The sequence below is a fragment of the Tabrizicola sp. genome (genome assembly GCF_041913445.1).
Classification (GTDB): domain Bacteria; phylum Pseudomonadota; class Alphaproteobacteria; order Rhodobacterales; family Rhodobacteraceae; genus Tabrizicola.
Map to the genome: position 1 here is coordinate 84,473 of NZ_JAYSFG010000009.1, position 23,466 is coordinate 107,938.

At 67.9% G+C, this 23,466-nt stretch carries 21 protein-coding genes; 9 read left to right on the forward strand and 12 right to left on the reverse strand.

Annotation, left to right across the window (positions count from 1 at the left end; translation table 11 throughout):
* Positions 1 to 55 precede the first annotated feature (55 nt).
* Positions 56 to 1,951: a heavy metal translocating P-type ATPase gene (locus tag ACE3Q6_RS12140; protein ID WP_374432509.1), complete on the forward strand. Its 1,896-nt coding sequence runs from the start codon at positions 56 to 58 to the stop codon at positions 1,949 to 1,951.
* Here the strand turns inward: ACE3Q6_RS12140 and ACE3Q6_RS12145 are convergent.
* The 3 genes from ACE3Q6_RS12145 to pyrC all read right to left on the reverse strand — a co-directional run bounded on the left by ACE3Q6_RS12145 (position 1,948) and on the right by pyrC (position 5,415).
* Positions 1,948 to 3,465 (reverse strand): replicative DNA helicase, encoded by a 1,518-nt coding sequence (locus ACE3Q6_RS12145; protein WP_374432510.1) that lies wholly within the window; start codon positions 3,463 to 3,465, stop codon positions 1,948 to 1,950. The genes ACE3Q6_RS12140 and ACE3Q6_RS12145 overlap by 4 nt on opposite strands.
* 215 nt (positions 3,466 to 3,680) lie before the next feature.
* On the reverse strand, positions 3,681 to 4,358 hold the full coding sequence (locus ACE3Q6_RS12150; RefSeq protein WP_374432512.1) for an orotate phosphoribosyltransferase: 678 nt from the start codon (positions 4,356 to 4,358) through the stop codon (positions 3,681 to 3,683).
* A gap of 16 nt (positions 4,359 to 4,374) precedes the next feature.
* Positions 4,375 to 5,415 carry a dihydroorotase gene (gene pyrC, locus ACE3Q6_RS12155; protein WP_374432513.1) on the reverse strand — a complete coding sequence of 347 codons (1,041 nt, stop codon included), beginning with the start codon at positions 5,413 to 5,415 and terminating at the stop codon, positions 4,375 to 4,377.
* 86 nt (positions 5,416 to 5,501) lie between these two features.
* Here pyrC and ACE3Q6_RS12160 point away from each other — a divergent pair, with 86 nt between their 5' ends.
* A complete protein-coding gene (locus ACE3Q6_RS12160) occupies positions 5,502 to 5,897 on the forward strand; it encodes a lysozyme inhibitor LprI family protein (protein ID WP_374432514.1) in 396 nt (131 codons plus the stop codon).
* Here ACE3Q6_RS12160 and ACE3Q6_RS12165 read toward each other — a convergent pair.
* From ACE3Q6_RS12165 to ACE3Q6_RS12175, 3 genes are all read right to left on the reverse strand, one after another.
* Positions 5,894 to 6,811, reverse strand: a complete 918-nt coding sequence (locus tag ACE3Q6_RS12165) for a phosphoadenosine phosphosulfate reductase (RefSeq protein ID WP_374432515.1) — start codon at positions 6,809 to 6,811, stop codon at positions 5,894 to 5,896. The genes ACE3Q6_RS12160 and ACE3Q6_RS12165 overlap by 4 nt on opposite strands.
* 165 nt (positions 6,812 to 6,976) lie before the next feature.
* A complete protein-coding gene (locus ACE3Q6_RS12170; protein WP_374432516.1) occupies positions 6,977 to 8,002 on the reverse strand; it encodes a glycosyltransferase family 2 protein in 1,026 nt (341 codons plus the stop codon).
* Positions 8,003 to 8,098: 96 nt separating this feature from the next.
* Positions 8,099 to 9,319 (reverse strand): acyl-CoA dehydrogenase, encoded by a 1,221-nt coding sequence (locus tag ACE3Q6_RS12175; RefSeq protein ID WP_374432517.1) that lies wholly within the window; start codon positions 9,317 to 9,319, stop codon positions 8,099 to 8,101.
* Between the two features lie 91 nt (positions 9,320 to 9,410).
* On the opposite strand from ACE3Q6_RS12175, the gene ACE3Q6_RS12180 reads away from it, so the two are divergent.
* A complete protein-coding gene (locus tag ACE3Q6_RS12180) occupies positions 9,411 to 10,307 on the forward strand; it encodes a LysR substrate-binding domain-containing protein (protein WP_374432518.1) in 897 nt (298 codons plus the stop codon).
* Here ACE3Q6_RS12180 and ACE3Q6_RS12185 read toward each other — a convergent pair.
* Positions 10,280 to 11,203 (reverse strand): hypothetical protein, encoded by a 924-nt coding sequence (locus tag ACE3Q6_RS12185; protein ID WP_374432519.1) that lies wholly within the window; start codon positions 11,201 to 11,203, stop codon positions 10,280 to 10,282. The two genes, ACE3Q6_RS12180 and ACE3Q6_RS12185, sit on opposite strands and share 28 nt — an antisense overlap.
* A gap of 104 nt (positions 11,204 to 11,307) precedes the next feature.
* Between ACE3Q6_RS12185 and ACE3Q6_RS12190 the strand changes: the two genes are divergently transcribed.
* The 5 genes from ACE3Q6_RS12190 (at position 11,308) to ACE3Q6_RS12210 (ending at position 18,175) form a co-directional block, all read left to right on the forward strand.
* Complete coding sequence (locus ACE3Q6_RS12190; RefSeq protein ID WP_374432520.1) at positions 11,308 to 12,213, forward strand: AAA family ATPase; 906 nt, start codon at positions 11,308 to 11,310, stop codon at positions 12,211 to 12,213.
* A gap of 66 nt (positions 12,214 to 12,279) precedes the next feature.
* Positions 12,280 to 13,536, forward strand: coding sequence for a VWA domain-containing protein (locus tag ACE3Q6_RS12195; protein WP_374432521.1), 1,257 nt, complete (start codon positions 12,280 to 12,282; stop codon positions 13,534 to 13,536).
* Between the two features lie 146 nt (positions 13,537 to 13,682).
* Positions 13,683 to 16,106, forward strand: a complete 2,424-nt coding sequence (locus tag ACE3Q6_RS12200; RefSeq protein ID WP_374432522.1) for an OmpA family protein — start codon at positions 13,683 to 13,685, stop codon at positions 16,104 to 16,106.
* 93 nt (positions 16,107 to 16,199) lie between these two features.
* Positions 16,200 to 17,183 (forward strand): XdhC family protein, encoded by a 984-nt coding sequence (locus ACE3Q6_RS12205; RefSeq protein WP_374432523.1) that lies wholly within the window; start codon positions 16,200 to 16,202, stop codon positions 17,181 to 17,183.
* Entirely contained in the window at positions 17,183 to 18,175 is a 993-nt protein-coding gene (locus ACE3Q6_RS12210; RefSeq protein WP_374432524.1) for a molybdopterin-binding protein, read from the forward strand. Before ACE3Q6_RS12205 ends, ACE3Q6_RS12210 begins: the two co-directional genes overlap by 1 nt.
* Positions 18,176 to 18,220: 45 nt before the next feature.
* On the opposite strand, the gene infC is transcribed toward ACE3Q6_RS12210, so the two are convergent.
* The gene (infC, locus tag ACE3Q6_RS12215; RefSeq protein WP_374432688.1) at positions 18,221 to 18,760 is read right to left on the reverse strand and encodes a translation initiation factor IF-3; all 540 of its coding nucleotides are present in this window, start codon (positions 18,758 to 18,760) and stop codon (positions 18,221 to 18,223) included.
* Between the two features lie 208 nt (positions 18,761 to 18,968).
* On the opposite strand from infC, the gene ACE3Q6_RS12220 reads away from it, so the two are divergent.
* Positions 18,969 to 19,553, forward strand: a complete 585-nt coding sequence (locus tag ACE3Q6_RS12220) for a hypothetical protein (RefSeq protein WP_374432526.1) — start codon at positions 18,969 to 18,971, stop codon at positions 19,551 to 19,553.
* 193 nt (positions 19,554 to 19,746) lie between these two features.
* On the opposite strand, the gene ACE3Q6_RS12225 is transcribed toward ACE3Q6_RS12220, so the two are convergent.
* The 4 genes from ACE3Q6_RS12225 to ACE3Q6_RS12240 all read right to left on the reverse strand — a co-directional run bounded on the left by ACE3Q6_RS12225 (position 19,747) and on the right by ACE3Q6_RS12240 (position 23,466).
* The gene (locus ACE3Q6_RS12225; RefSeq protein ID WP_374432527.1) at positions 19,747 to 20,568 is read right to left on the reverse strand and encodes a ferredoxin--NADP reductase; all 822 of its coding nucleotides are present in this window, start codon (positions 20,566 to 20,568) and stop codon (positions 19,747 to 19,749) included.
* 81 nt (positions 20,569 to 20,649) lie between these two features.
* Positions 20,650 to 21,057, reverse strand: a complete 408-nt coding sequence (locus ACE3Q6_RS12230) for a DUF934 domain-containing protein (RefSeq protein WP_374432528.1) — start codon at positions 21,055 to 21,057, stop codon at positions 20,650 to 20,652.
* Positions 21,054 to 21,806, reverse strand: a complete 753-nt coding sequence (locus ACE3Q6_RS12235) for a phosphoadenylyl-sulfate reductase (RefSeq protein WP_374432529.1) — start codon at positions 21,804 to 21,806, stop codon at positions 21,054 to 21,056. Before ACE3Q6_RS12235 ends, ACE3Q6_RS12230 begins: the two co-directional genes overlap by 4 nt.
* Positions 21,796 to 23,466 carry a nitrite/sulfite reductase gene (locus tag ACE3Q6_RS12240; RefSeq protein ID WP_374432530.1) on the reverse strand — a complete coding sequence of 557 codons (1,671 nt, stop codon included), beginning with the start codon at positions 23,464 to 23,466 and terminating at the stop codon, positions 21,796 to 21,798. The genes ACE3Q6_RS12235 and ACE3Q6_RS12240 overlap by 11 nt, the downstream gene beginning before the upstream one ends.

Consider the following 23,466-nt stretch of genomic DNA (forward strand, 5'->3'; position numbering starts at 1 on the left):
GCGCTTGCCCTTTCCGGCGGGCTAAGCAACGGTGGGCCATCACGGGAGACTTGCCTTGGCCCACGACCATGCCCAGCCGGACGAGGACGCGGATCTCTACCTGACGATCCTGTGCTGGATCGGCCTGGGTATTGCGACGCTCGACGCCTTTCTCCAGCCGCTGCCGCAGGGCCTGGTCTGGGCCGCCCTGGGCTTGTCCTTCCTCACCGGCGGCCTGCCACCCCTGCGCACGGCTTTGGCCGAACTCTGGCAGGACCACCGGCTGGACATAGACCTTTTGATGGTCGTGGCCGCCCTGGCCGCCGCGGCGGTGGGCGCGGCGCTGGAGGGGGCGGTGCTCTTGGCGCTCTTCTCGCTCTCCCAGACGCTGGAGCATCGGGCAATGGGCAAGGCCCGCCGCGCGGTCGAGGCGCTGATGCAGTTGCGCCCGGAAACGGCGCTGCGCGAGGGGCCGGAAGGGGTCGTCGAGGTCCCGGTCGAGGACCTGCAACCCGGCGACCGGGTGATCCTGCGCCCCGGCGCGCGGGTGCCGGTGGATGGCCGCGTGGCCGAAGGCGCGGGGCACCTGGACGAAAGCACGGTCACGGGGGAATCGGCCCCGGTGCGCAAGGCCAAGGGCGATCCGGTGCACGAAGCCACGGTGAACCTGGACGGCATCCTTACTGTCGAAGTGACGCGCGGGATTGCCACCAGCACCGTCGCGCAGATGATCAAGCTCGTCACCGAAGCGCAGGCGATGAAATCGCCGTCCGAGCGATTCTCGGACTGGTTCGGCCAGCGCTACACCATCGCGGTCCTCGCGGGCTCCATCCTCTCCTGGTTCGGCTTCCGCTATTTCGGCCATGACCCGGGCGAGGCGCTCTACCGCGCGGCGACGCTTCTGGTCGCGGCTTCACCTTGCGCCGTGGTGATCTCGGTCCCCGCAGCGATCCTGTCGGCCCTCTCGGCGGCGGCCAGGGGCGGGGTGCTGTTCAAGGGCGGCGCGGCGCTGGAAGGGCTGGCCGAGGTCCGGACCTTCGCCTTCGACAAGACCGGGACGCTGACGACGGGGTTGGCCTCGGTCACGAATGTCGTGGCGCTGGAGGGCGAGGAGGCCGGGTTCCTCGCGCTCATCGCCGGTCTCGAGGCGCATTCGGAACATCCCATTGCGGCGGCCATCCGACGCGAGGTGGCCGAACGGGGGATCAGCCCGCTGCCCGTCCGCGACGTCCGCGCGCATCCCTCCGAGGGGATCACCGGCTCCGATGCCGAGGGTCCGGTCTGGGCCGGGAATGCGCGGATGCTTGCGGCGATGGGTGCGGTCCTGCCCGATGCGCTGGCGCAGCTGGCCGACGGGGCCGAGACGCTGGTGATCCTTGGTCGCGGATCGCGGGTGCTGGGTGCCGTGACCGTGGCGGACGAACCCCGCACCACCGCCGCCGAGGCGCTTGCCGCGCTGAAGGCGGGGGGCCGCACAGACATCCTGATGATGACCGGCGACCGCGCCCCCGTTGCGGCCCGGATCGGCGAACGGCTTGGCCTTGCGCCGGCGGAAATCCATGCGGGTCTCCTGCCCGGGGACAAGGTGACGCTCGTCGATGCAGCGGCCAAGCGTGGCAAGGTGGCCTTCATCGGCGACGGCGTGAACGATGCCGCAGCTCTCGCCCGGGCGGATGTGGGCGTCGCGATGGGCGTCGCGGGGAGCGAGGTCGCGCTGCAAGCTGCCGACGTGGCGCTCATGGCCGAGGACCTGCGGAAACTCGCCGCCGCCCGCCGCCTGGCCCGGCGCGCCGCCAGCGTCATCCGGCAGAACCTGACCATCGCCATCGGCGCGATGCTGGTGCTGGTGACCGGAAGCCTGTTCTTCGAACTGCCGCTCCCCCTGGCCGTCCTCGGGCACGAAGGGGGGACACTCCTCGTCGTGCTGAACGGGTTGCGGCTCCTCGCCGATCCGATCCGCGCGAAAGCCTAGAAACCGACGTCCGGCCCGCCCGAGCCCTGCCAGGGTTTCGCCAGGTTCCCGAACCGCGTGAACCGGCCCTCGAAGGACAGTTCCACCGTCCCGATCGGCCCGTGACGCTGCTTGCCGATGATCACCTCGGCCTTGCCGTGGACCGATTCCATCAGCGCCTGCCACTGCGCCATCTTCTCGAGCTCGTGGTCGCCGGGCTTCTCCCGCTCGCGGTAGTATTCCTCGCGGAAGACGAACATCACCACGTCGGCGTCCTGCTCGATCGACCCCGATTCCCGCAGGTCGCTGAGCTGCGGCCGCTTGTCGTCGCGACTTTCGACGGCGCGGCTCAGCTGCGACAGCGCGATGACGGGAATGTTAAGTTCCTTCGCTATCGCCTTGAGACCTTGAGTGATTTCGGAAACCTCCTGCACCCGGTTGTCCTTGGACGACCCCTTCAGAAGCTGCAGGTAGTCGACCATCAGCACATCGAGCCCATGCGTCCGCTTCAAGCGCCGCGCCCGCGCCGCGACCTGGCTGATCGGAAGGGCGGGCGTGTCGTCGATGTAAAGCGGACAGGCCTCCAGCGCCTTCGCCGCCTCGACGAAGCGGCGGAACTCGGCCTCGGTCATGTCGCCGCGGCGGATCTGTTCCGACGGGACCTCGGCGGCCTCGGAGAGGATACGGGCGGCCAACTGCTCCGCCGACATTTCCAACGAGAAGAACCCGACCACCCCGCCTTCCACCGCGCCTTCCGACCCGTCGGGCAGGCGGCCCTTCTTGTAGGCCTTGGCGATGTTGAAGGCGATGTTGGTGGCAAGCGAGGTCTTCCCCATCGACGGACGCCCGGCAAGGATCAGAAGGTCCGAGGGATGCAGCCCCCCCAGCTTCTTGTCCATGTCGATCAGCCCGGTGGAGATCCCCGCCAGACCCCCATCCCGCTGGTAGGCCGCATTGGCTACGTTAACCGCGTCCGTTACCGCCTTGAGGAAGCTTTGAAATCCCCGTTCGGCGACGCCCTGTTCTCCCAGCTTGTAAAGCCGCTGTTCGGCCTCGATGATCTGGTCCTTGGGCTCGGACGCCACCTCGACCTTAGCCGCCTGCGCCGCGATGTCCCGGCCCAGCTGGATCAGCTCGCGCCGCACCGCCAGGTCATAGACCATCTGCGCATAGTCCCGCGCCGCATAGGCCGAGATCGCCGCGCCAGCGAGCCGCACCAGATAGGCCGGACCCCCCAGTTCCTTCAGGCCCGCGTCATCCTCGAGAAACGCCTTCAGCGTCACGGGAGAGGCCAGCGCGTTCTTCTGGATCCGCGCCGCCGCGACCTCGAAGATGCGCTGGTGGACCGGATCGAAGAAGTGCTCGGCTTTCACGACCGAGGAGATCCGGTCGAAGATCTCGTTGTTGGTCAGGATCGCGCCCAGAAGCTGCTGCTCGGCCTCGATGTTGTGAGGCAGCACGTCCTCGGCCTGCGGCTGCGCCGACGGAATCATGGACCCCGACCCCACGGGTCGTAGTGCGGTGATCTCGGTCATCTCTGCCCCCTGCCGTCTTGTCTGCTTTTTGGTGCCCACCGCCTAGCACGTCCCGCGGTGGAATGGGTTGGGGGAAAGCTGTGCATAAGCCGCTTTTCCACAGAATTCAGCCTACCACATCTTGCCACCGCAATTAAGCGGGATGCCACAAATTGGGGGCACGACAGACTTTTGTAGCTGCTTCCGCCCCGACCGCGAAGCCGTCCCGTCGGGAATCAGCCCTTCCGGGCCTCTTGCCAGGCGCGCGGCGCTTTGAGGAAGCTTTCGACCTCGGCCAGGGTGCCCGCGTCGAACGACCCCTGCGCGCGGGCCTCGGCCAGGACGTCCCACCAGGTGCACAGGTGATGCAGCTTCACCCCATGCGCGCCAAGCTTCGCTTCGGTGTCCGGGAAGATGCCGTAGTAGAAGATCACCGCCGTGTGGCCGCAGGTGGCCCCGGTCTCGCGGATCGCATCGACGAAGCTCAGTTTCGAGCCGCCGTCCGTGGTCAGGTCCTCGACCAGAAGGACCCGCTGGCCTTCGGTCATCGCGCCCTCGATCCGGGCATTGCGGCCATAGCCCTTGGGCTTCTTGCGGACGTAAGTCATTGGCAGGGAAAGGCGTTCGGCCACCAGCGCGGCGAAGGGAATGCCCGCGGTCTCGCCGCCCGCGATGTTGTCGAAGGCCTCAAAACCCGCCTCGCGCATCACGGTGACGGCCAGGAAATCCATCAGCGTGGACCGGATGCGCGGGTAGCTGATGAGCTTGCGGCAGTCGATGTAGGTGGGCGAGGGCAGACCGGACGCCAGCGTGAAGGGGGTCTCGGCGTTGAAGTGGACGGCCTTGATTTCCAGAAGCGCGCGGGCGGTCAGGCGGGCGATTTCGTCCTTGGGCGGGAAGGCGGAGGGGATCATGACGGTCCTTTGAAACTCAGGCGACGACGTGCCAATGGACGGGGAAACCGGGTTGGAAGACGGTGACGGCGCCGGGCTCGGCCAGGATCTTCTCGGGCCAGATGCAGGGCTCGTCGCGCTTTTCCAGCGTGATCGTCGCGGTGTTCACCGGCAGGCGATAGAAGGCCGGCCCGTGACGGGAGACGAAGCCCTCCAGCCGGTCCAGAGCGCCTTCTTCCTCGAAGACGTGGGCGAGCAGCGACATCGTGTTCGTGGCGGTGAAGCAGCCCGCGCAGCCGCAGGCATGTTCCTTCAGCGCGTCGACATGCGGGGCCGAGTCGGTGCCCAGGAAGTACCGGGGCGGACCCGATGTAGCGGCCTTCCGCAGCGCCAGCCGATGCTTCTCGCGCTTCGCCACCGGCAGGCAGTAGTAGTGTGGCTTGATGCCCCCGGCGAGGATGTGGTTGCGGTTGATGATCAGGTGATGCGTGGTGATCGTCGCTGCCAGGTTGTCCCCGCCCTCGGCCGCATAGGCGACACCTTCCTCGGTCGTGATATGCTCCATCACGATGCGCAACTCCGGCAACCGGCGGCGCAGCGGGTCAAGGACGGTGTCGATGAACACCGCCTCGCGGTCGAAGATGTCCACGTGGCTGTCAGTCACCTCGCCATGCGTGCAAAGCGGCAATCCGATCCGCGCCATGGTTTCCAGGACCGGCATGACCTTCGTCAGGTCCCGCACCCCGGAATGGGAGTTCGTCGTGGCCCCGGCGGGGTAGAGCTTCACCGCCTTCACCAGCCCCGAGGCCGCCGCGCGTTCGACGTCTGCCGGGTCCGTCCCCTCGGTCAGATACAGCGTCATCAGGGGTTCGAAGGTCATGCCGGGGGGCAGGGCGGCCATGATCCGCTCCCTGTAGGCCACCGCATCGTCCAGCGTCACCACCGGCGGCACCAGGTTCGGCATGATGATCGCGCGGGCGAAATGGCGGGCGCTTTCGGGAAGCACGGCCTTCAGCATCGCGCCATCGCGCAGGTGCAGATGCCAGTCGTCGGGGCGGGGCAGGGTGATCCGTTGCATGGGGGCGAGGTAACGCAAACCCGACTCGGTTTCCAGTGGCATCGCATGGCAGACTAAGCCACGATCGTGCCTAGACCGGAGACCCCATGCTGCGCCCCATCCTTGTCCTCGCCTGCCTGACCCTTCCCGCCGCTGCGCAGGAGGTGGACTGCGCCAATGCCATGGCCCAGGTCGACCTGAACGCCTGCGCCTATCAGGACTGGGAAGCCGCCGACGCAGACCTCAACGCCGCCTACAAGCGCGCGATGGCGCTTCTGCAGGACTGGGACGCCAACCTGCCCGCCGCCGAACAGGGTGGAGCCCAGGCGCTGAAAGAGGCGCAGCGCGCCTGGATCACCTTCCGCGACAAGGCCTGCGAGGCCGAGGGCTATGCCTTCAAGGGTGGCAGCGCCGAGCCGCTCCTCGTCTACGGCTGCATGCGGGTCCTGACCGAAGAACGGACCGCCCACCTGACCAGCATGGTCGAGGCCTATGCCAACTAGACCTTCTCGCCCGTCAGCTCTTCCAGCCGCCGCGCGAACCTCGGGGCATTCAGCCGCGAAGTGACCGACCGGCAGATCTTGATCTCGCGCTGCGGATGTCCCGACAGCCGCGCCGCCGCCAGGACGGACCGCAGGTAACTGCTGTTCGACCGCCGCCCGCGCCAGAGCCAGGAGAAGCGCTCGGCGGACATCTTGCCCTCCATCGCCGCTTCGAGGATCCGGTCCAGCACCTTCATCTCACGCAGGGTGTCCTCGGTCCCCTCGCCGGTGTAGCGGGCGTGCAGCGGATGCACCCAGGGCCGCTGGAAGAGCGCCGCATGCATCGCATCGGGCTGGTGCAGGGGATCGTGGATCAGCCAGACCTTCGACGCGCTTTCCGTCATGTCGGGCGCATAGCCGTAGCGGCCGCGAAAGTTGATCCGCCGCGCGATCCGGTGCCGCTCGTCCCACCCCGCCAGCGCCGGGTCCAGCGTGGCTCGGGGGGCCACCAGCACCAGTTCCGCCTGCGGCGCCGTGATCGAATAGGCCGCCGCCGCATAGCCCGCCGCCCCGGCCCCGTAGAAGACGACGCGGTCGAAATCCTCCAGGAACCCGTCATCGGCCAGCCGGTCGAAATAGCGGTAGACCGCCGGGTCGCGCCACCAGGTCTCGCCCTCGGCGAGGATGGTCAGGATCGACCAGCCCCGGTTCTGCGCCAGCGCGAAATGCTCGGGCAGGTTATCCTCGCGCTCCCGCAGGCTTTGCGCATCCTCGAAGGTCACCAGAAGCTGCGGCCGTTCTTCGGCGAAGAAGGCGTAATGCTTGTCGCCCAGGGGCAGGAAGTCACCATCGCCCTCGGCAATCTCCAGCATCGGGCGCTGCCAGTCGGGCGGCTGGACTTCGGTGGTCATGGGGAAGCTGTCGGTGTGCTGCATGGTGGGGGGCTCGTCCCGGGTGACTCTGGCGACAGATTGCGGCCACCACAAGGCCTTGCAGTGGAAACATTTGCTGTCACCACAGCCAGAACGGGCATTCCGTGGCAACGATCCGGCGCGAGAACAACTTCCGGTTGCAATTCCGCCCGATTTGTTCTCCGACGCCTATTTTCTACCGATATAGGGTTTCCAAACCGCTTCGGCCTCGACCGAGGCCAGGACCCGAGTCGGTCCCGCCATCAGAAGCTGCCCGAAGAGGCTGCGGCAGGCGTCTTCGCGCATCAGTTCTGCAAACCGGGTCTTGCGCCAGGCGACCGCCGCCCGGTGCAGCGGGCCCAGAACGGGATCCGCGTGCAGCGCCGCGCGCAAGGTGCCGCTCGGTAGACCCAGGATGGACCTGTCCTCCTCGGCCGCAAAGCTCCGCTCGATCCAGTAGCCCGCATCAAGGCCGCCATCCGCATGGACGGCGCGGCCCCGGTCACGCTTCAGGACGAAACTTTCCGCGGCGCCAAGCGGATAGTGGTTCAGCTGAACCAGGCCATAGGGGTCGCGGCCAAGGTCGGAAAAGATGCGCCCCCGATGGAAAGCCGCCGGCAGGCGGCGGCCGGCACCGTCGTACCAGCGTTGCCGGGCCATGCCTGCCGCATCCGGCGCCCGCGGCCGATGGACGCCCAGCTTGCCATAACTTCCGTCGTTCCGGACCAGCGTCTTGAACAGAAGCGCCCGCCAGGGCCAATGCAGAACCCGGGGAGCCGCGCGGGTGAAGGTCTCGGTCACGGGTGCGTCGCGATATTCCACCACGCCTGCGTTGCCGAAGACCCGCCAGGTCAGCGTGATCGCGGTGGCCTCCGGCAGCGCCGCAAGCAGGGCAGGGATCGTCCGGTCGCCGACGTGGACGTTCACGAACTCATCGATGTCCAGGGGCAGGACCCAGTCCGCCCCGTTCACCCGCGGGTGTCGGTCCGCCTGCTTCAGCGCCGCCCACTGCGGCCCCTCGCCATGCGGCCCCGGATTGCGGAGATGGGTCAGCCAGCCCAGCTCCTCCAGCCGGTCCAGCATCGCGTCGGTGCCGTCGTCACAATCGTTGGAAAAGACCAGGAAATCCGTGATCCCGCAGGCGCGGTGGTGCGCCAGCCATTCCAAGAGGAACGCGCCCTCGTTCCGAACGCAAAGGACGGCCGTGATCTTCACCGCGCCCGCCCTTTCATCTTTGCCCAAATATCCCCGCCGGAGGCATCCGCCCTCTCCACCCCGCGCCACGCCCAAAGACGTAGCACGTAGGCCGGATCAGAAGAAAGCCTGCACGCCGGTGATCGCCCGGCCCAGGATCAGCGCATGGATGTCATGCGTGCCCTCGTAGGTATTCACCGTCTCGAGGTTCACCATGTGGCGCATGATCTGGAAGTCTTCCTGGATGCCGTTGCCGCCATGCATGTCGCGCGCCCAGCGGGCGGCTTCCAGCGCCTTGCCGCAGTTGTTGCGCTTGACGATCGAGATCATTTCCGGCGCCGCATTGGCCTCGTCCAGAAGACGCCCGACGCGAAGGCTCGCCTGCAGCCCCAGCGAAATTTCGGTCATCATGTTGGCGAGCTTCAGCTGGAACAGCTGCGTCCCCGCGATGGGCTTGCCGAATTGCTTGCGGTCAAGGCCATACTGCCGCGCCGCATGCATGCAGAACTCGGCCGAGCCCAGGACGCCCCAGCTGATCCCATAGCGCGCCCGGTTGAGGCAGCCGAACGGCCCCTTCAGGCCTTCCACGAACGGAAGCAGGGCATCCTCGCCCACCTCGACGTCCTTCATCACGATCTCACCGGTGATGGAGGCGCGCAGCGACAGCTTGCCCCCCACCTTCGGGGCGCTGAGCCCCTTCATGCCCTTCTCCAGCACGAAGCCCTTGATCTTGCCGCCATGCGCCTCGGACTTGGCCCAGACCACGAAGACATCCGCGATAGGGGCGTTGGAAATCCACATCTTCGCGCCGTTCAGCACATAGCCGTTCGCAGTCTTCTTCGCCGTCGTCTTCATTCCCGCCGGGTCCGACCCCGCATCGGGTTCGGTCAGGCCAAAGCAGCCGATCCACTCACCCGAGGCGAGCTTCGGCAGATATTTCATCCGCTGCGCTTCGGTCCCGTAGGCGTAGATCGGGTACATCACCAGCGAGGACTGCACCGACATCATGCTGCGATAGCCCGAGTCGACCCGCTCCACCTCCCGCGCCACCAACCCATAGGCCACATAGGACGCGCCGAGCCCGCCGTACTCCTCGGGGATCGTCACGCCCAGAAGCCCCATCTCCCCCATCTCGCGGAAGATGCCCGGGTCGGTCTGCTCTTCCCGGTAGGCCGCCACCACGCGCGGCTGCAGCTTGCCTTGCGCATAGTCCCGCGCCGCGTCGCGCAGCATCCGTTCTTCCTCGGTCAGCTGGTCGTTCAGCCGGAACGGGTCTTCCCAGTCGAAGCGGCCCAGATCGGGGGCGTCCTTGGCTTTCAGTTTCGGGGTGTCGAGCATCTTGGGCCTCCATGCGTTGGCAGGAGTATTGCACGAAAGGGCAGGGGCCTGCTATCGAACTCCTTGCACGGGTTCATGAGGGAAACTCATAATGCTCCCCCGCCGCTATCTGCCGCCGATCCCCGCCCTGATGGCGCTGGAGGCCGTTGACCGCCTCGGCACCGCGTCGGAGGCCGCGAAGGAGTTGAGCCTGACGCAAGGCGCGATCAGCCGCGCGCTGCAGGGCCTGGAGGAACAACTCGGCGTGCCCCTCCTGATCCGCGAACGCCAGCGCCTGCGCCTCACCCCCGCGGGCCGCGACTACGTGGCCGAGGTCCGCAAGGCCCTCCACCTCCTCGCCTCCGCCTCGATCACCCTCCGCGCCAACCCGACCGGAGGCTCCCTCAACCTCGCCATCCTCCCCGCCTTTGGCATGCACTGGCTCGCCCCCCGCCTGGCCCGCTTCGCCCAGACGCACCCCGGGGTCACCGTCAACCTCTCGACCCGCCTCAAACCCTTCGACTTCCAAGGCTCCACCTTCGACGCCGCCATCCATTACGGCCGCCAAGACTGGCCCGGCGTGGATTACCTCAAACTCATGGATGAAGAGGTCCTCGCCGTCGCCGCCCCCGGCTTCCCCAAGCTGGAGAAAGCCACCGACCTCTTGGCGCACCCCCTCCTGCAACTCGAAAGCCGCACCGGAGACTGGGGCCGCTGGCTCGCCCACCACGGCCACCCCGGCCTCAGGCCGCCCGGCATGCTCTTCGACCAGTTCGCCACCCTGACCCAGGGCGCCATCCACGGCATGGGCGCCGCCCTGATCCCCACCTTCCTCATCGAACGCGAACTCTCCGAGGGCCGCCTCATCCCCATCTTCGGCCCCCCCATCCGCGCCTTGGGCTCCTACTACCTCGTCTGGCCCAACACCCTCCCCGAACGCGCGCCGCTCAGGTCCCTGCGGGAATGGCTGGCGGCCGAGGTCTATTCCCAGACAAACCCGTCCGGATAAAGCCGCGCCACGACCGCCTTGCGCATCGCAATCGCAAGCCCGTCATGGAAGATGTCCAGCTTCCGCGCCTGTCCCGCTGCGTCCAGCCACCCCCGCCCCAGCCGCCACTGCCGGAAGAAGACCCAGTCCACCGCATTCGCCCGCCGCATCGGCAACCCCAGGCGCACCTGCTCCTCGGTCAGGGGCGGCGGGATCCGCGCTTCGTGCCCCCAGCGCACGCGCGCCTCCTCTGCTGCGGCAGCGCTCTGTGCCACGCCCTCCGCCACCTCCGCCGCGCTGATCCGCATCAGCCCGTCGATCTCTTCCCGTACCGCCATCGGCATCGACGCCACTGCAGCATCGACCGCCGCAGGAAACCGTGGATCGCCGTCGAACCGCAGGCCCCAGACCGCAGGCACCCCGCGCCAGAACACGCATTCGGCCTCCACGGTCCAGCGCCCGTCCCGCAGAAGCCCCAGCACCTCCAGCGCCGGGATGACCACCTCCGCCGCCCGCGCGGGACCCGACCCAGGCCCGGCCAGGATGTTTGGCGGCGGCAGAGGCGGACCGCCGATCCGCTGCACCACGAACCCTCCGCCGCGCGGGGGTGGCAAGCCGCCATCCATCTGCCGGTAGGTCAGAAGGTTCCGCTGCTGCGCCAGCCAAAGCACGGCCACCGCAATGTCCTCCCAGAACGGCAGCTCCTCCGGCCGGCGCGGTTCAAGCCGCGGTCTGGCCCCCCATTCCGTCTCTTCCGCCTCGCCCAAGGCGACCAAGGCCATGCAGGCGATCTGGTACGAGGTCGAGAACATGTGGTCCCATCCCGACAAAGGCGGCTCGCCCTCCACCTGCACCGGCCAGACGGCACGCACGAACGCCACCACCGCCGCCGCCATCTCCGCAGTCAACTCCCGCACAATCCGCTCTCTCCCTACGACCAAGGTGCCCCCCCGCGCCCCACCGATCCCGCCTTGACCCCCGCACCCCCACCCGCCACTCTTGGCGCAAAGCCGGAGGCCCCGTGACCGCCCTTCCCACCAGCATCGACGCTGTCGAAACCCTCCTCTCCGCCCAAGGCTACGTCGCCTCCCGCGCGCTGGCCACTGTGGTCTTCCTCTCTCTCAAACTCGGCCGCCCCCTGTTCCTGGAAGGCGAAGCCGGGACCGGCAAGACGGAAATCGCCAAGACCCTCGCCACCGCCCTGGGCCGCCGCCTGATCCGCCTGCAATGCTACGAAGGCCTCGACGCCGCCTCCGCCGTCGCCGAATGGAACTTCGCCGCCCAGATGATCGCCATCCGCACCGCCGAAGGCGCATCGGACCGCGACCAGCTGAAAACCGAGCTCTTCACCGAAGACTACCTCATCGCCCGCCCGCTCCTCGAAGCCATGCGCCCCCAACCCGGCGGCGCGCCCGTCCTCCTCATCGACGAACTGGACCGCACGGATGAGCCCTTCGAGGCCTTCCTCCTCGAAGCCCTCTCCGACTTCCAGGTCACCATCCCCGAGCTTGGCACCATCCGCGCCCCCGAACCCCCCATCGTCATCCTCACCTCAAACCGCACGCGCGAAGTGCACGACGCCCTGAAACGCCGCTGCCTCTACCACTGGGTCGACTACCCCAGCTTCGACCGCGAGCTCGACATCCTCCACGCCCGCGCGCCCGAGGCGCAGGAAACCCTCAGCCGGGAAATCGTCGCCTTCGTCCAGAAACTCCGCCGCGAGGACCTGTTCAAGCGTCCCGGCGTCGCGGAAACCATCGACTGGGCCAAATGCCTCCTCGCCCTCGACGTCATCGCCCTGTCGCCCGAGGTCATCTCCGACACCCTCGGCGCGATCCTGAAGTACCAGGACGACATCCAGAAACTGCAGGGCTCCGAAGCCAAACGCCTCCTCACCGTGGTCAACCGCGAAGTGGCCCCCGCATGACTTTACAACTTTGCAAAAATACCCCCCCGGGGGTCGGGGGGGTTTCAACCCCCCCGGGGTCAGCCCATGTCCCCGACCTATCCCGCCCTGGAGATCCCCGAGGACGGCAAGCTCGCCCACAACATCGCCCATTTCGCCCGCGCGCTGCGCAAGGCGGGCCTCCCCGTCGGCCCCGGCCGCACGCTCGATGCGGTGAACGCCGTCGCCGCCGCAGGCTTCGACCGGCGCGAGGATTTCTACTTCACCCTCCAGGCCATCTTCGTCTCCCGCCCCGAGGAGCGCAGCCTCTTCGCCCAGGTCTTCCGGCTCTTCTGGCGCGACCCGCGCTACCTCGACCACATGATGTCCCTGATGCTCCCCCAGGTGCATGGCGTGCAGGAGGACCGCGCCGCCCAGGCCGCCGAGAAGCGCGCGGCCGAAGCGCTCCTCGACGGGCAACTCCCCCCACCGCCGAAAACCGACACCCCCGAAGGCGACCAGATCGAGATCGACGCCACCGCCACCATGTCAGCCGAGGAACGGCTCAAGACGCTCGACTTCGAACAGATGTCCGCCGCCGAAATCGCCGAGGCGAAGCGGATGCTGGCGAAGCTCTCCCTCCCGGTTCAGCCGCTGAAGACCCGGCGCAGCCAGGCCTCCACCCTCACCGCCCGCATCGACGCCCGCCGCACCCTGCGCGAGGCCATGCGCCACGGCGGCGAACTGACCCGGCTCAAATACAAGGCCCCCGTCACCCGCTGGCCGAACCTCGTCGTCCTCTGCGACATCTCCGGGTCGATGGCAGACTACTCCCGCATGGTCCTCCACTTCGTCCACGCCGTGGCCAACCGCAAAGGCCAGGGCTGGGCGAAGGTCCACGCCTTCACCTTCGGCACCCGCCTCACCAACATCACGCGACACCTCCGCGCCCGAGATGTCGATGCCGCCCTCAAGGCCGCCGGAAGCGAAGCGCAGGACTGGTCAGGCGGCACGCGGATCGGCCAATCGCTCCACGCCTTCAACCGCGACTGGTCGCGCCGCGTGCTGGGGCAGGGGGCCGTGGTCCTCCTCATCACCGATGGCCTCGACCGCGACGACACGGCGCTTCTGGCGAAGGAGGTCGAACGCCTCCACCTCTCCTGCCGCAGGCTCATCTGGCTGAACCCGCTTCTTCGCTGGACGGGCTTCGCCCCCCGGGCGCAAGGCATCCGCGCGATCCTGCCCCATGTCGACAGCTTCCGCGCCGGCCACTCCATCGCCTCGCTGGAAGCGCTTGGCCAAGCAATTTCAGAGCCTTCCGACCACGGCGAACGCGACCGGCTTCTGGCAGCAATCCGCACGTAAGGCGCCTTCCCGCCGAGTTATGCCTTGGCAAGCCGGTGATATGGCATATCAGCACCCCGTGCCCCTAGTTGATGCGTGTCGGGCCCACCGGGAACCGGATGAATTCATGTCCGTTACTCCCGCGCCCTTAGAATGAGGACTGCTTGATGAAAAAGCTTCTGGTATCCACCACGGCCCTTTCGGTGGCGATCAGCCCCCTGGGCACCATGCCTGGCTTCGCCCAGGTGCTGAACGAGGATGGCTCGGTCACGGGGCCGGACGGCGCCGTGCTTTGCGTGCCGACGGCTGACGCGGCCTGCGACCTGGACGCGATCATCGCGCAGATGGAAGCGGACGCCGCTGCTGCTGCCGCCGCTGAAGCCGAGGCCGCCGCCGCTGCCGCCGCGGAAGAGGCCGCCGCCGCTGAAGCCGCCGCCCAGGCTGAAGCCGAGGCCAAGGCCCAGGCCGATGCCGAGGCTGCCGCCGCTGCCGAAGCCGCTGCCGCCGCCGAGGCGGAAGCCCAGGCGCAGGCCCAGGCCGAAGCTGACGCCGCCGCCGCCGCTGCGGCTGCCGCCGCCGAGGCGGAAGCGCAGGCCCAGGCCGAGGCGGAAGCCGCTGCGGCCAAGGCCGCCGAGGAACAGGCTGCCGCCGAGGCCGCCGCTCAGGCCGCCGCCGAGGCGGAAGCCCAGGCGCAAGCCGCCGCCGAAGCCGCCGCCGCCGAAGCTGCGGCTGCAGAAGCGGCTGCGCCCGCGGAAGAACCCGCCGTGGAGGAAGCCCCGGCTGAAGAACCCGTCGTGGAGGAACCCGCTGCCGAAGAGACTGTTGCGGAAGAGCCTGCGGCTGAGGAACCGGTGGCCGAAGAGCCGGTCGTGACCGAAGAACCCGCTGCGGAAGAACCCGCCGCGGAAGAGCCTGCCGTGGTCGAAGAGCCCGTGGCGGAAGAACCCGTGGCCGAAGAGCCTGCGGTGGAAGAGCCCGTCGCCGAAGAACCTGCTGCCGAGGCCCCTGTGGCCGAAGAGCCGGCTGCCGAAGAACCTGTAGCGGAAGAACCCGCCGTTGAGGCACCGGTGGCCGAAGAGCCGGCTGCCGAGGAACCCGTCGCGGAAGAGCCTGCCGCCGAAGAACCCGCGGCCGAGGCGGTGACCGAAGACCCTGCAGCCGAAGATCCGGCCGCAGCCGAAACTGCTGTGGAGGGCACGGTCGAAGCCGAGGCCGAAGTCGCCGCCGACCCTGCCACGGGTGAAACCGTCGACCCGGCCGTTGCAGCCGAAGCGTTGGCCGAAGCCGAGGCCGAGCTCAACCTCACCGAAGGTGCCGAAATCGTCGATCCTGCCGCCGGTCTTGCGGTTGCCGAGCCCGACCCGGCTGTCGAGGTCGAGCCGGTGGAAGCCCCGCAGGTCACCGAGACCGAAGTGGAAAGCCTGACGGAACTTCTGACCGCCGACCCGACGGCAATTGACCCCTCGACGCTTGCCGCGGCCGAGCTGGTGACCGCCGCTCCGGCGGAAGAAGGCGCGCCGATCCCCGAAGCGAACCCGGAATCGGTCGTGGCCGCCGTGACCCAGACCATCACCGAGGAAACCGCCCGCAGCTCGGCCGAGGAATTCGCCGCCGCGCCCAAGGCGCTTGGCGATGGCCGCAAGAGCGGTCTCTCCGACCTCGAAAAGGCAGGTCTTCTGGCGCTTGGTGCCCTCGCCGTCGGCGCGATCATCAAGAACAACCGCGAGGCCGCCGCGACCGAGACCACCGTCTCGACGATGGGACCGGGGGAAAGCCGCGTCGTGTCGAACACCGGCGACCGCGTCATCGTGCTCCAGCCCGACGGCACCTACCGGGTGCTCAAGGACGACGACACGATCATCCGTCGCCCCGGCTCGACCGTGCGCACGGAAACCTTCCGCGACGGCTCGACCCGCACCATCGTGGAACGCGCGGACGGCACGCAGGTGGTGACCATCCGCTCGGCCACCGGCCGCGTCCTGCGCCGCGCGACCTATGACGACCTTGGTCGCGAGATCGTGCTGATCGACGATCTCGCCGAAGAGGAAGTCGTCGTTATCCGCGACCTGCCGCAGCCGAAGCGCCGCATCGTGATCTCGGCCAAGGACGACGACCTCGCCCTCAAGCGCGAGCTTGCCGCGCTGGAAGCCGAAAGCGCCGGCCGCAAGTTCTCGCTCCGCCAGATCCGCGAGATCCCGGAAGTGCGGGCGCTTGCCGCGACCATCGACGTGGAGCCGGTCACCTTCGCCTCCGGCTCTGCCGCCATCCCGCCGGAGGAGGCGCGTGACCTCGCCGATCTCGGCCGCGTCATGCAGGAGCTTCTGGACGAGAACCCGCGCGAGGTCTTCCTGATCGAAGGCCACACCGACGCAACCGGCAAGGCGGCGATGAACCTCGCGCTGTCCGACCGCCGCGCGGAGTCGGTGGCTCTGGCTCTGACCGAATACTTCGACATCCCGCCGGAGAACATGGTCGTCCAGGGCTATGGCGAGACGGAGCTCCTGATCGACACCCAGGCAAGCGAAGCCCGCAACCGCCGGGTCGAGGTCCGGGTGATCACGCCGCTCCTGCGCACCGCCGACCGCGGCTAAGCCCGCACCCCATACCAAAGTCGCGCCGCGGGCATCCCCCGCGGCGCTTCATTTTGGTGGCATCGCGCCCCGCCCGGACGCATACTCGCCGCCATGACCGCCGCCCACGACCAGATCCCCGAAGCCGCCCTCGCCTGGCACCGCGCCGGCAAAGGCGCCGCCCTTGCCACCGTGATCGAGACCTGGGGCTCCGCCCCCCGCCAGGCGGGCAGCCAGCTCGCCATCTCGGGCGAAGGAGAGATGCTTGGCTCCGTCTCCGGCGGCTGCGTCGAAGGCGCCGTCATCACCGAGGCCCTCGACGCGCTGCAGGACCGCAAGTCCCGCGTGCTGACCTTCGGCGTCAACGATGAGACCGCCTTCGCCGCGGGCCTCGCCTGCGGGGGCACGATCCGCGTGCTGGTCGAACCCATCGGCGACGGCTCTGAGGCACTTCCCGCATCCCTCCTCGAAAAGCTCGTCGAAGCCCGCGCCGCCCCCCACGCCGCCGCCATCGTCACCACCCCCTCCACCTGGGACAGACGCCTCGTCCAGCCCGGCGAAGACCCCGCCGCCGACGCCCGTTTCCGCTCTGACCGCTCTGGCATGGAAGAGGACGGCCGCTTCATCGCCATCCACAACCCGCCGCTTCGCCTGATCGTCATCGGCGCGGTCCACATTGCGCAGCCGCTTCTCCAGATCGCCCGCACCTGCGGCTACGCGCCCACCCTCATCGACCCCCGCGCGGCCTTCGGGTCGCAGGACCGCTTCCCGGGAGAGACCATCCTCGACGATTGGCCTGACGAGGCGCTGGCGGCCCTCAGACCCGACGCCCGCACCGCTATCGTCACCCTGACCCACGACCCGAAACTCGACGACCCCGCGATCCGTTTCGCGCTGAACTCGCCGGCTTTCTACCTGGGCTGCCTCGGCTCTACCCGGACCCATGCGAAACGCGTCGACCGCCTGACGGCCGAGGGCTTCACCCCCGACCAGATCGCGAAGATCCATGCCCCCGTGGGCCTCGACATCGGCGCCAAGACTCCGGCCGAGATCGCCGTCTCGATCATGGCCCAGGTCACCAGTGTGCTGCGAAAGTAATGCGCTTCGGCCCGGTTCCCCTTTGGCAAGCGGAAGGCGCGATCCTCGCCCATTCCGTCGCGCTTTCCGAAGGCCGCCTGCGGAAGGGCTGCACCCTTGGCCCGGACGAGATCGTCCAGCTTCAGGCCATCGGCCGCAGCGAAGTCATCGCCGCCCGCCTTGACCCCAGCGACCTGCACGAGGACGCCGCCGCCCTGGCCATCGCCCAGGCCCTGGTCCCCGACCCGGAAGCGGCAGGCCTCGACCTCCGCCCCGTCGGCACGGGCCGCGTCAACCTCCATGCGCGCAGTGCCGGGGTGCTGGAGGTGCGCGCCGACCGGGTGGACGCGCTGAATGCCGTAGACCCGATGGTCACCCTTGCGACCGTGCCGCGCTGGCAAAGGCTTGCCGCTGGGGAAATGGCCGCGACGGTCAAGATCATCGCCTACGGCGTTGCCGAGGCCTCGGTCCGCGCCGCTTGCGCCGCCGGAGGGGAGGCCCTTCGCCTTCATCCTCCACGTCTGCAGCGCGTCGCCCTGGTCGAGACCCACACCGACCCGAACGCCAGGGCGCTTGGTGTCGAGGCCATCATCCGTCGTATCGAGGCGCTGGGGGCGGGCCTCACGGCACATCTCCACAGCCCGCACCGCGAAGCCGACCTGGCTGCCACCCTCGCGGGCGTCGAGGCCGAACTGATCCTGATCCTCACCGCCTCGGCCACGTCGGATCCCCATGACGTGGCGCCAGAAGCCGTCCGCAGGGCAGGGGGCTCGGTCGACCGTTTCGGAATGCCCGTGGACCCGGGCAACCTCCTCTTCCTCGGCAGCCTGAAGGGGACACCCGTCATCGGTCTGCCGGGATGTGTCCGGAGCCCGGCCCTCAACGGGGCGGACTGGGTGATGGAACGGCTGATCTGCGGCGTTCCGGTGACCGCGCAGGACATTGCGGGAATGGGGGTCGGCGGCCTTCTGAAGGAAATCCCGACCCGCGGACGGTTGCGCGAGGCAAAATGAAACGGGGGCCGAAGCCCCCGCAGTCGTCCCGGCTTCGATGGCCGTTTACTTCGGCGCGACCATCATCACCATCTGCCGGCCTTCCAGCTTCGGCATCGACTCGATCTTGCCGGCCTCGCCCACATCGGCGGCGACGCGGTTCAGAAGCTCCAGCCCCAGCTCCTGGTGCGCCATCTCGCGACCGCGGAAGCGCAGCGTGACCTTCACCTTGTCGCCTTCCTCCAGGAACTTCATCACGGACCGCATCTTGACCTGGTAGTCATGGATGTCGGTGCCCGGGCGGAACTTGATTTCCTTGATCTCGATGATCTTCTGCTTCTTGCGTGCCTCGGCCTCGCGCTTCTGCGTCTCGTACTTGAACTTGCCGAAGTCCATGATCTTGCAGACCGGCGGAACCGCCGTGGGCGAGATCTCCACCAGGTCAAGTCCGGCTTCCTCGGCCATCTGCATCGCGCGGGCGGGGGTCACCACCCCGACATTCTCGCCATCCGCGCCGATCAGGCGGATCTCCGGAGCGCGGATGCGGTCGTTGATGCGGGGACCGGTTTCGCGTTGCGGCGGGGCATTGTGCGGTCTGCGGGCTATGGTAGTCGTCCTTGGATGGTTGATTTGCGCCCGGCAATCTAGACGTCGGCGCGCGTATCTGCAACCCGCGCAGCCCGCCGGAGTTCCAGTTTTCCGCAGGTTTCCGGCGATTTTCGCCGTGCTGCACTGCGGCACCCTTTTCATTTCCCGGCCAAGCTGCCATATGGGCGCCATCCGGGCGCTAGCTCCGGTCATGGGAGTATAAGTCATGAACAGAACCGTTATCATCGGCGCCATCGTCGTCCTTCTCGCCGCTGGCGGCTACTACCAGTTCAGCTACAAGCCGGCTCAGGAAGCCGCGGAAGCTGCTGCTGCCGCCGCCGCTCAGGCCGAAGCTGACGCCAAGGCCGCCGAAGAGGCTGCCGCCAAGGCTGCCGAAGAGGCAGCCGCTGCAGCGCAGAAGGCCGCTGACGAAGCCGCTGCCGCCGCAGCTGCGACCACCGAAGCTGCGACCGACGCCGCCGCTGCCACGACCGAGGCTGCGACCGACGCCGCTGCCGCGACCACCGAGGCTGCGACCGAAGCCGCCACCGAGGCGACCGAAGCCGCGACCGACGCCGCTGCTGCGACCACGGAAGCTGCCGGCGACGCCGCTGCCGCTGCGACCGATGCGGCCGCCGCTGCTCTGGACCCGGCGAACTTCAACGCTGACGCCGTCGTGGCGCTGATCGATGGCTCGGCCCTCGACGACGCGACCAAGACCACGCTGAAGACCGCCGTCGAAGCTGCCCGCGCCAACCCGGCGCTGGTCGCCGACACCATCGCGCAGGTCAAGACCGCGCTTGGTATGTAATCCTTCGGCACTCGCCGAAACCGGAAGGCCGCGGGCGATGCTCGCGGCCTTTTTCTTTGCGTGATTGCGGCAAAGGAAAAGGGCCGCAGGAAAGCCCCTGCGGCCCCATTTCCAAAAGTTAACACCACCCTAACAGAAAATCGCAAGGGCTTGATTTCATGGGGTGATCAGATCTTGTCCACCGTGGACAGCGTCAGATCCCGTCGCCCACGAAGGCCTTCTCGACCACGAACTCCTTCGGGTCCGAGTTCGCCCCCTCGCGCAGCCCGAACCCCTCCAGGATCGCCTTCACATCGACGTTGAAGGCAAGGCTCCCGCAGACCATCGCCCGGTCTTCTGCGGGGTTCATCTTCGGCAGGCCGAGGTCCGCGAAGACCTTGCCCGAGGACAGGTTGTCCGTGACCCGCCCCATGTGGTGGAACTGTTCCCGGGTCGTCGTCGGATAGTAGACCAGCTTGTCGCCCACCAGCTCTCCGATCAGCGGGTCGTCCTTCAGGCTTTCCACCAGCCGCCGGCCATACTCCAGCTCCGCCACCTCGCGGCAGGTGTGCATCATGATGACCTGGTCGTACTTCTCATAGGTCTCGGGTTCCCGCATCAGCGAGGCGAAAGGCGCGATCCCGGTCCCCGTCGCCAGGAACCACAGCCGTTTGCCCGGCATGAGGGCATCGTGAACCAGCGTCCCCACGGGTTTGGGGCGCAGGATGATCTCGTCCCCAGGCTGGATATGCTGGAGCTTCGAGGTCAGCGGGCCGTCGGGCACCTTGATCGAGTAGAACTCCAACTCCTCGTCCCAAGCGGGCGAGGCGATGGAATAGGCCCGGAGAAGTGGCTTCCCGTTGTCGCCGAGAAGCCCGATCATCACGAACTCGCCCGAGCGAAACCGCAGGCTTTGCGGCCGGGTCACCCGGAACGAGAACAGACGGTCGGTCCAATGCTGGACCGAGGTCACGGTCTGCGCGTCGGGCAGGTGGGGCTTCTGGCGGGCGGCGTCCATTGTCATCGTCTCGGTCATGGCCTTCGTGGCCTCCATAAGCGAGCAGGCGCCGCAAGGGAAGGGTTTCCCCCTGCGGCGAAATCTCGGGGTGGGTGGGTCTCAGGCGCGGAGCCGGGCCTGATAGTGGTGCGCCTGCCAGTCGGCGGCGCGGAACTTCCACTGCTCCTCGGGCTGGCGGGCGGCGATCTCGTCCGGGATCTCGGCCCCGTCGAACCCCACGCGGCGGAGCATGGCGTACTGGTCGGCGATCACGGGACCAAGGGCCAGGAGCTGGCCCTTATAGCCCATCATCCGCAGCTTGCGGCCCACCGTGAAGGCGCGGCCGTCGTTGAAGGCCGGGAAAGCGACACGGATCAGCGTCAGCCGGTCCAGCGCGCCCTCCAGCAGCGAGGGGTCATCGGTGTGGGACAGGTCCACCGCAGTGGCCTCGGCGGTCAGGTCGGCCAGCGCCACAACCTGACGCTCGGGGGCGGGGGCGAAGCCCGCGTCGGTCACGATCACGCTCATGCCGCGTTCTCCTTGGGGGTCCGAACGGCCTTGCCGTCGATAAAATGGATGCCGCATTCGGTCTTGGACTGCCCGCGCCAGCGTCCGGCACGGGGGTCCTCGCCGGGCTTCACCGGGCTGGTGCAGGGCGCGCAGCCGATGGAGGGGTAGCCCTTGGCCACCAGCGGATGCCGGGGCAGGCGGTTCTCGACCATGTATTCCTCAAGGTCCTCGCGCCCCCAATGGGCCAGCGGGTTGACCTTGATCCGGAAGTCGCCCTCGTTCTCGAAGAAGTCGATGGTGCCCCGGTCGGCGTTCTGGAAGCGCTTCCGCCCGGTGATCCAGCCGTCGAAGGGGGCGAGCGCGCGTTCCAGCGGTTCGACCTTGCGGACATTGCAGCAGGCGTCGGTGTTGAACTGGTGGAGCGTGCCGTCCGGGTCCTCGAAGCTGACGCGGGTCGGGTTCGCGCGTATCGTGCGGATGTCGCAGAGGTGCAGCTTCTCGGCCAGCTCGCGCTGGTAGTCGAGCGTTTCCTGGAAGAGCATCCGGGTGTCGATGAAGAGGACCGGGGTTTCGGGCGCGATGACCGAGACCAGGTGCAGCAGCACAACGGATTCCGCCCCGAAGGACGACACCAGCGCCACGCGGCCCAGGTCTTCGTCCTTCAGCGCGTGCTCCAGCACGGCGGTTGCCGAGTGGTGCTTGTAGCGCGCGTTCAGCGCGGCGACCCGTTCGGCCACGGGGCCTTCGTGGCGCCCGTCACGCGGCATCTTGGGCGTCTTCCGTGTCGTAGAGCGCGGCCTTGAACGGCTCCATCCCGACCCGCTTGTAGGCCTGAAGGAAGGTCTCGGACGGCTCGGTGCGAAGTTCCAGATAGGCGCGCAGGATGCGTTCGATGGCGGGGACGATTTCCGTGTAGGCGAAGCCCGGGCCGGTCTTTTCGCCAATCACCGCGTCCTCGGTGCCATCGCCGCCAAGGGTGATCTGGTAGTTCTCGACGCCCGCGCGGTCGAGGCCGAGGATGCCGATGTGGCCCACGTGGTGATGGCCGCAGGCGTTGATGCAGCCCGAGATCTTGATCTTCAGCGGGCCGATCTCATGCTCCAGCTTCAGCGCCTCGAAATGCGTGGCGAGTTCCTGCGCGACGGGGATCGAGCGGGCGGTGGCCAGCGCACAGTAGTCCATGCCGGGGCAGGCGATGATGTCGGACAGAAGCCCGACGTTCGCCGTGCCGAGACCAGCTTTCACCAACGCCGCGTGCAGGGCGGGCAGGTCCGACTTGTGGACATGCGGCAGGATCACGTTCTGCTCGTGGCTGATGCGCAGGTCGGAATGGCCATACTTTTCAGCCAGATCGGCGAGCAACCTCATCTGGTCGCTGGTGGCATCCCCGGGGGTCGCGCCATGCGCCTTGATGCTCACCGTGACGATCGCATACTGGTCGTTGCGGTGCTGCGTCAGGTTGGTGTCCGCCCAGGCGCGGAACACCGGGTCGGCCTTGTAGAAGGCGTCGTAGGCGTCGGTCGGTGCATTGCGGAAGGCCGGGGGCGCGAAGGCCGCGCGGATGTCGGCCAGAAGCTTCTGGTCGTTGCCACCGAAGAGCGGGCGAAGGCGGGCGAACTCCTCCTCCACCATGCGGGTGATCTCTTCCTTGCCGGTCTCGTGCAGGGTGATCTTGATCCGCGCCTTGTACTTGTTGTCGCGGCGGCCCAGCACGTTGTAGACGCTGAGAACTGCCTCAACATAAGGCAGCAGGTCGGCCTCGGGCAGGAAGTCGCGGACGGTCATGCCGATCATCGGGGTACGGCCAAGGCCACCGCCGACGATGACCTCGAAGCCGGGCTCGCCAGCCGCATTGCGGACCATGCGCAGGCCGATGTCATGCGCCTTGGTCACGGCGCGGTCGTTCGGGCTGCCGGTGATGGCGATCTTGAACTTGCGGGGCAGGAACTGGAATTCCGGGTGGTCGGTCGACCACTGGCGCAGAAGCTCGGCATAGGGGCGTGGGTCGGCGATCTCATCCGCGGCGGCCCCGGCGAAGTGGTCGGCGGTCACGTTCCGGACGCAGTTGCCCGAGGTCTGGATCGCGTGCATCTCTACATCGGCCAGCGCCGAGAGGATCGCGGGCACGTCCGGCAGCTTCGGCCAGTTGAACTGGATGTTCTGCCGGGTGGTGAAGTGGCCGTAGCCCTTGTCCCAGGTGTCGGCGATATAGGCGAGCTGGCGCATCTGGCGCGGGCTGATCGTGCCATAGGGGATCGCCACGCGCAGCATGTAGGCGTGAAGCTGCAGGTAGAGCCCGTTCATCAGGCGCAGCGGGCGGAACTCGTCCTCGGTCAGGCTGCCGTCAAGCCGACGTTCGACCTGGTTGGTGAACTGCGCGACGCGGGAGCGGACGAAGGCTTCGTCGAAGTCGGAGTAGGAATACAT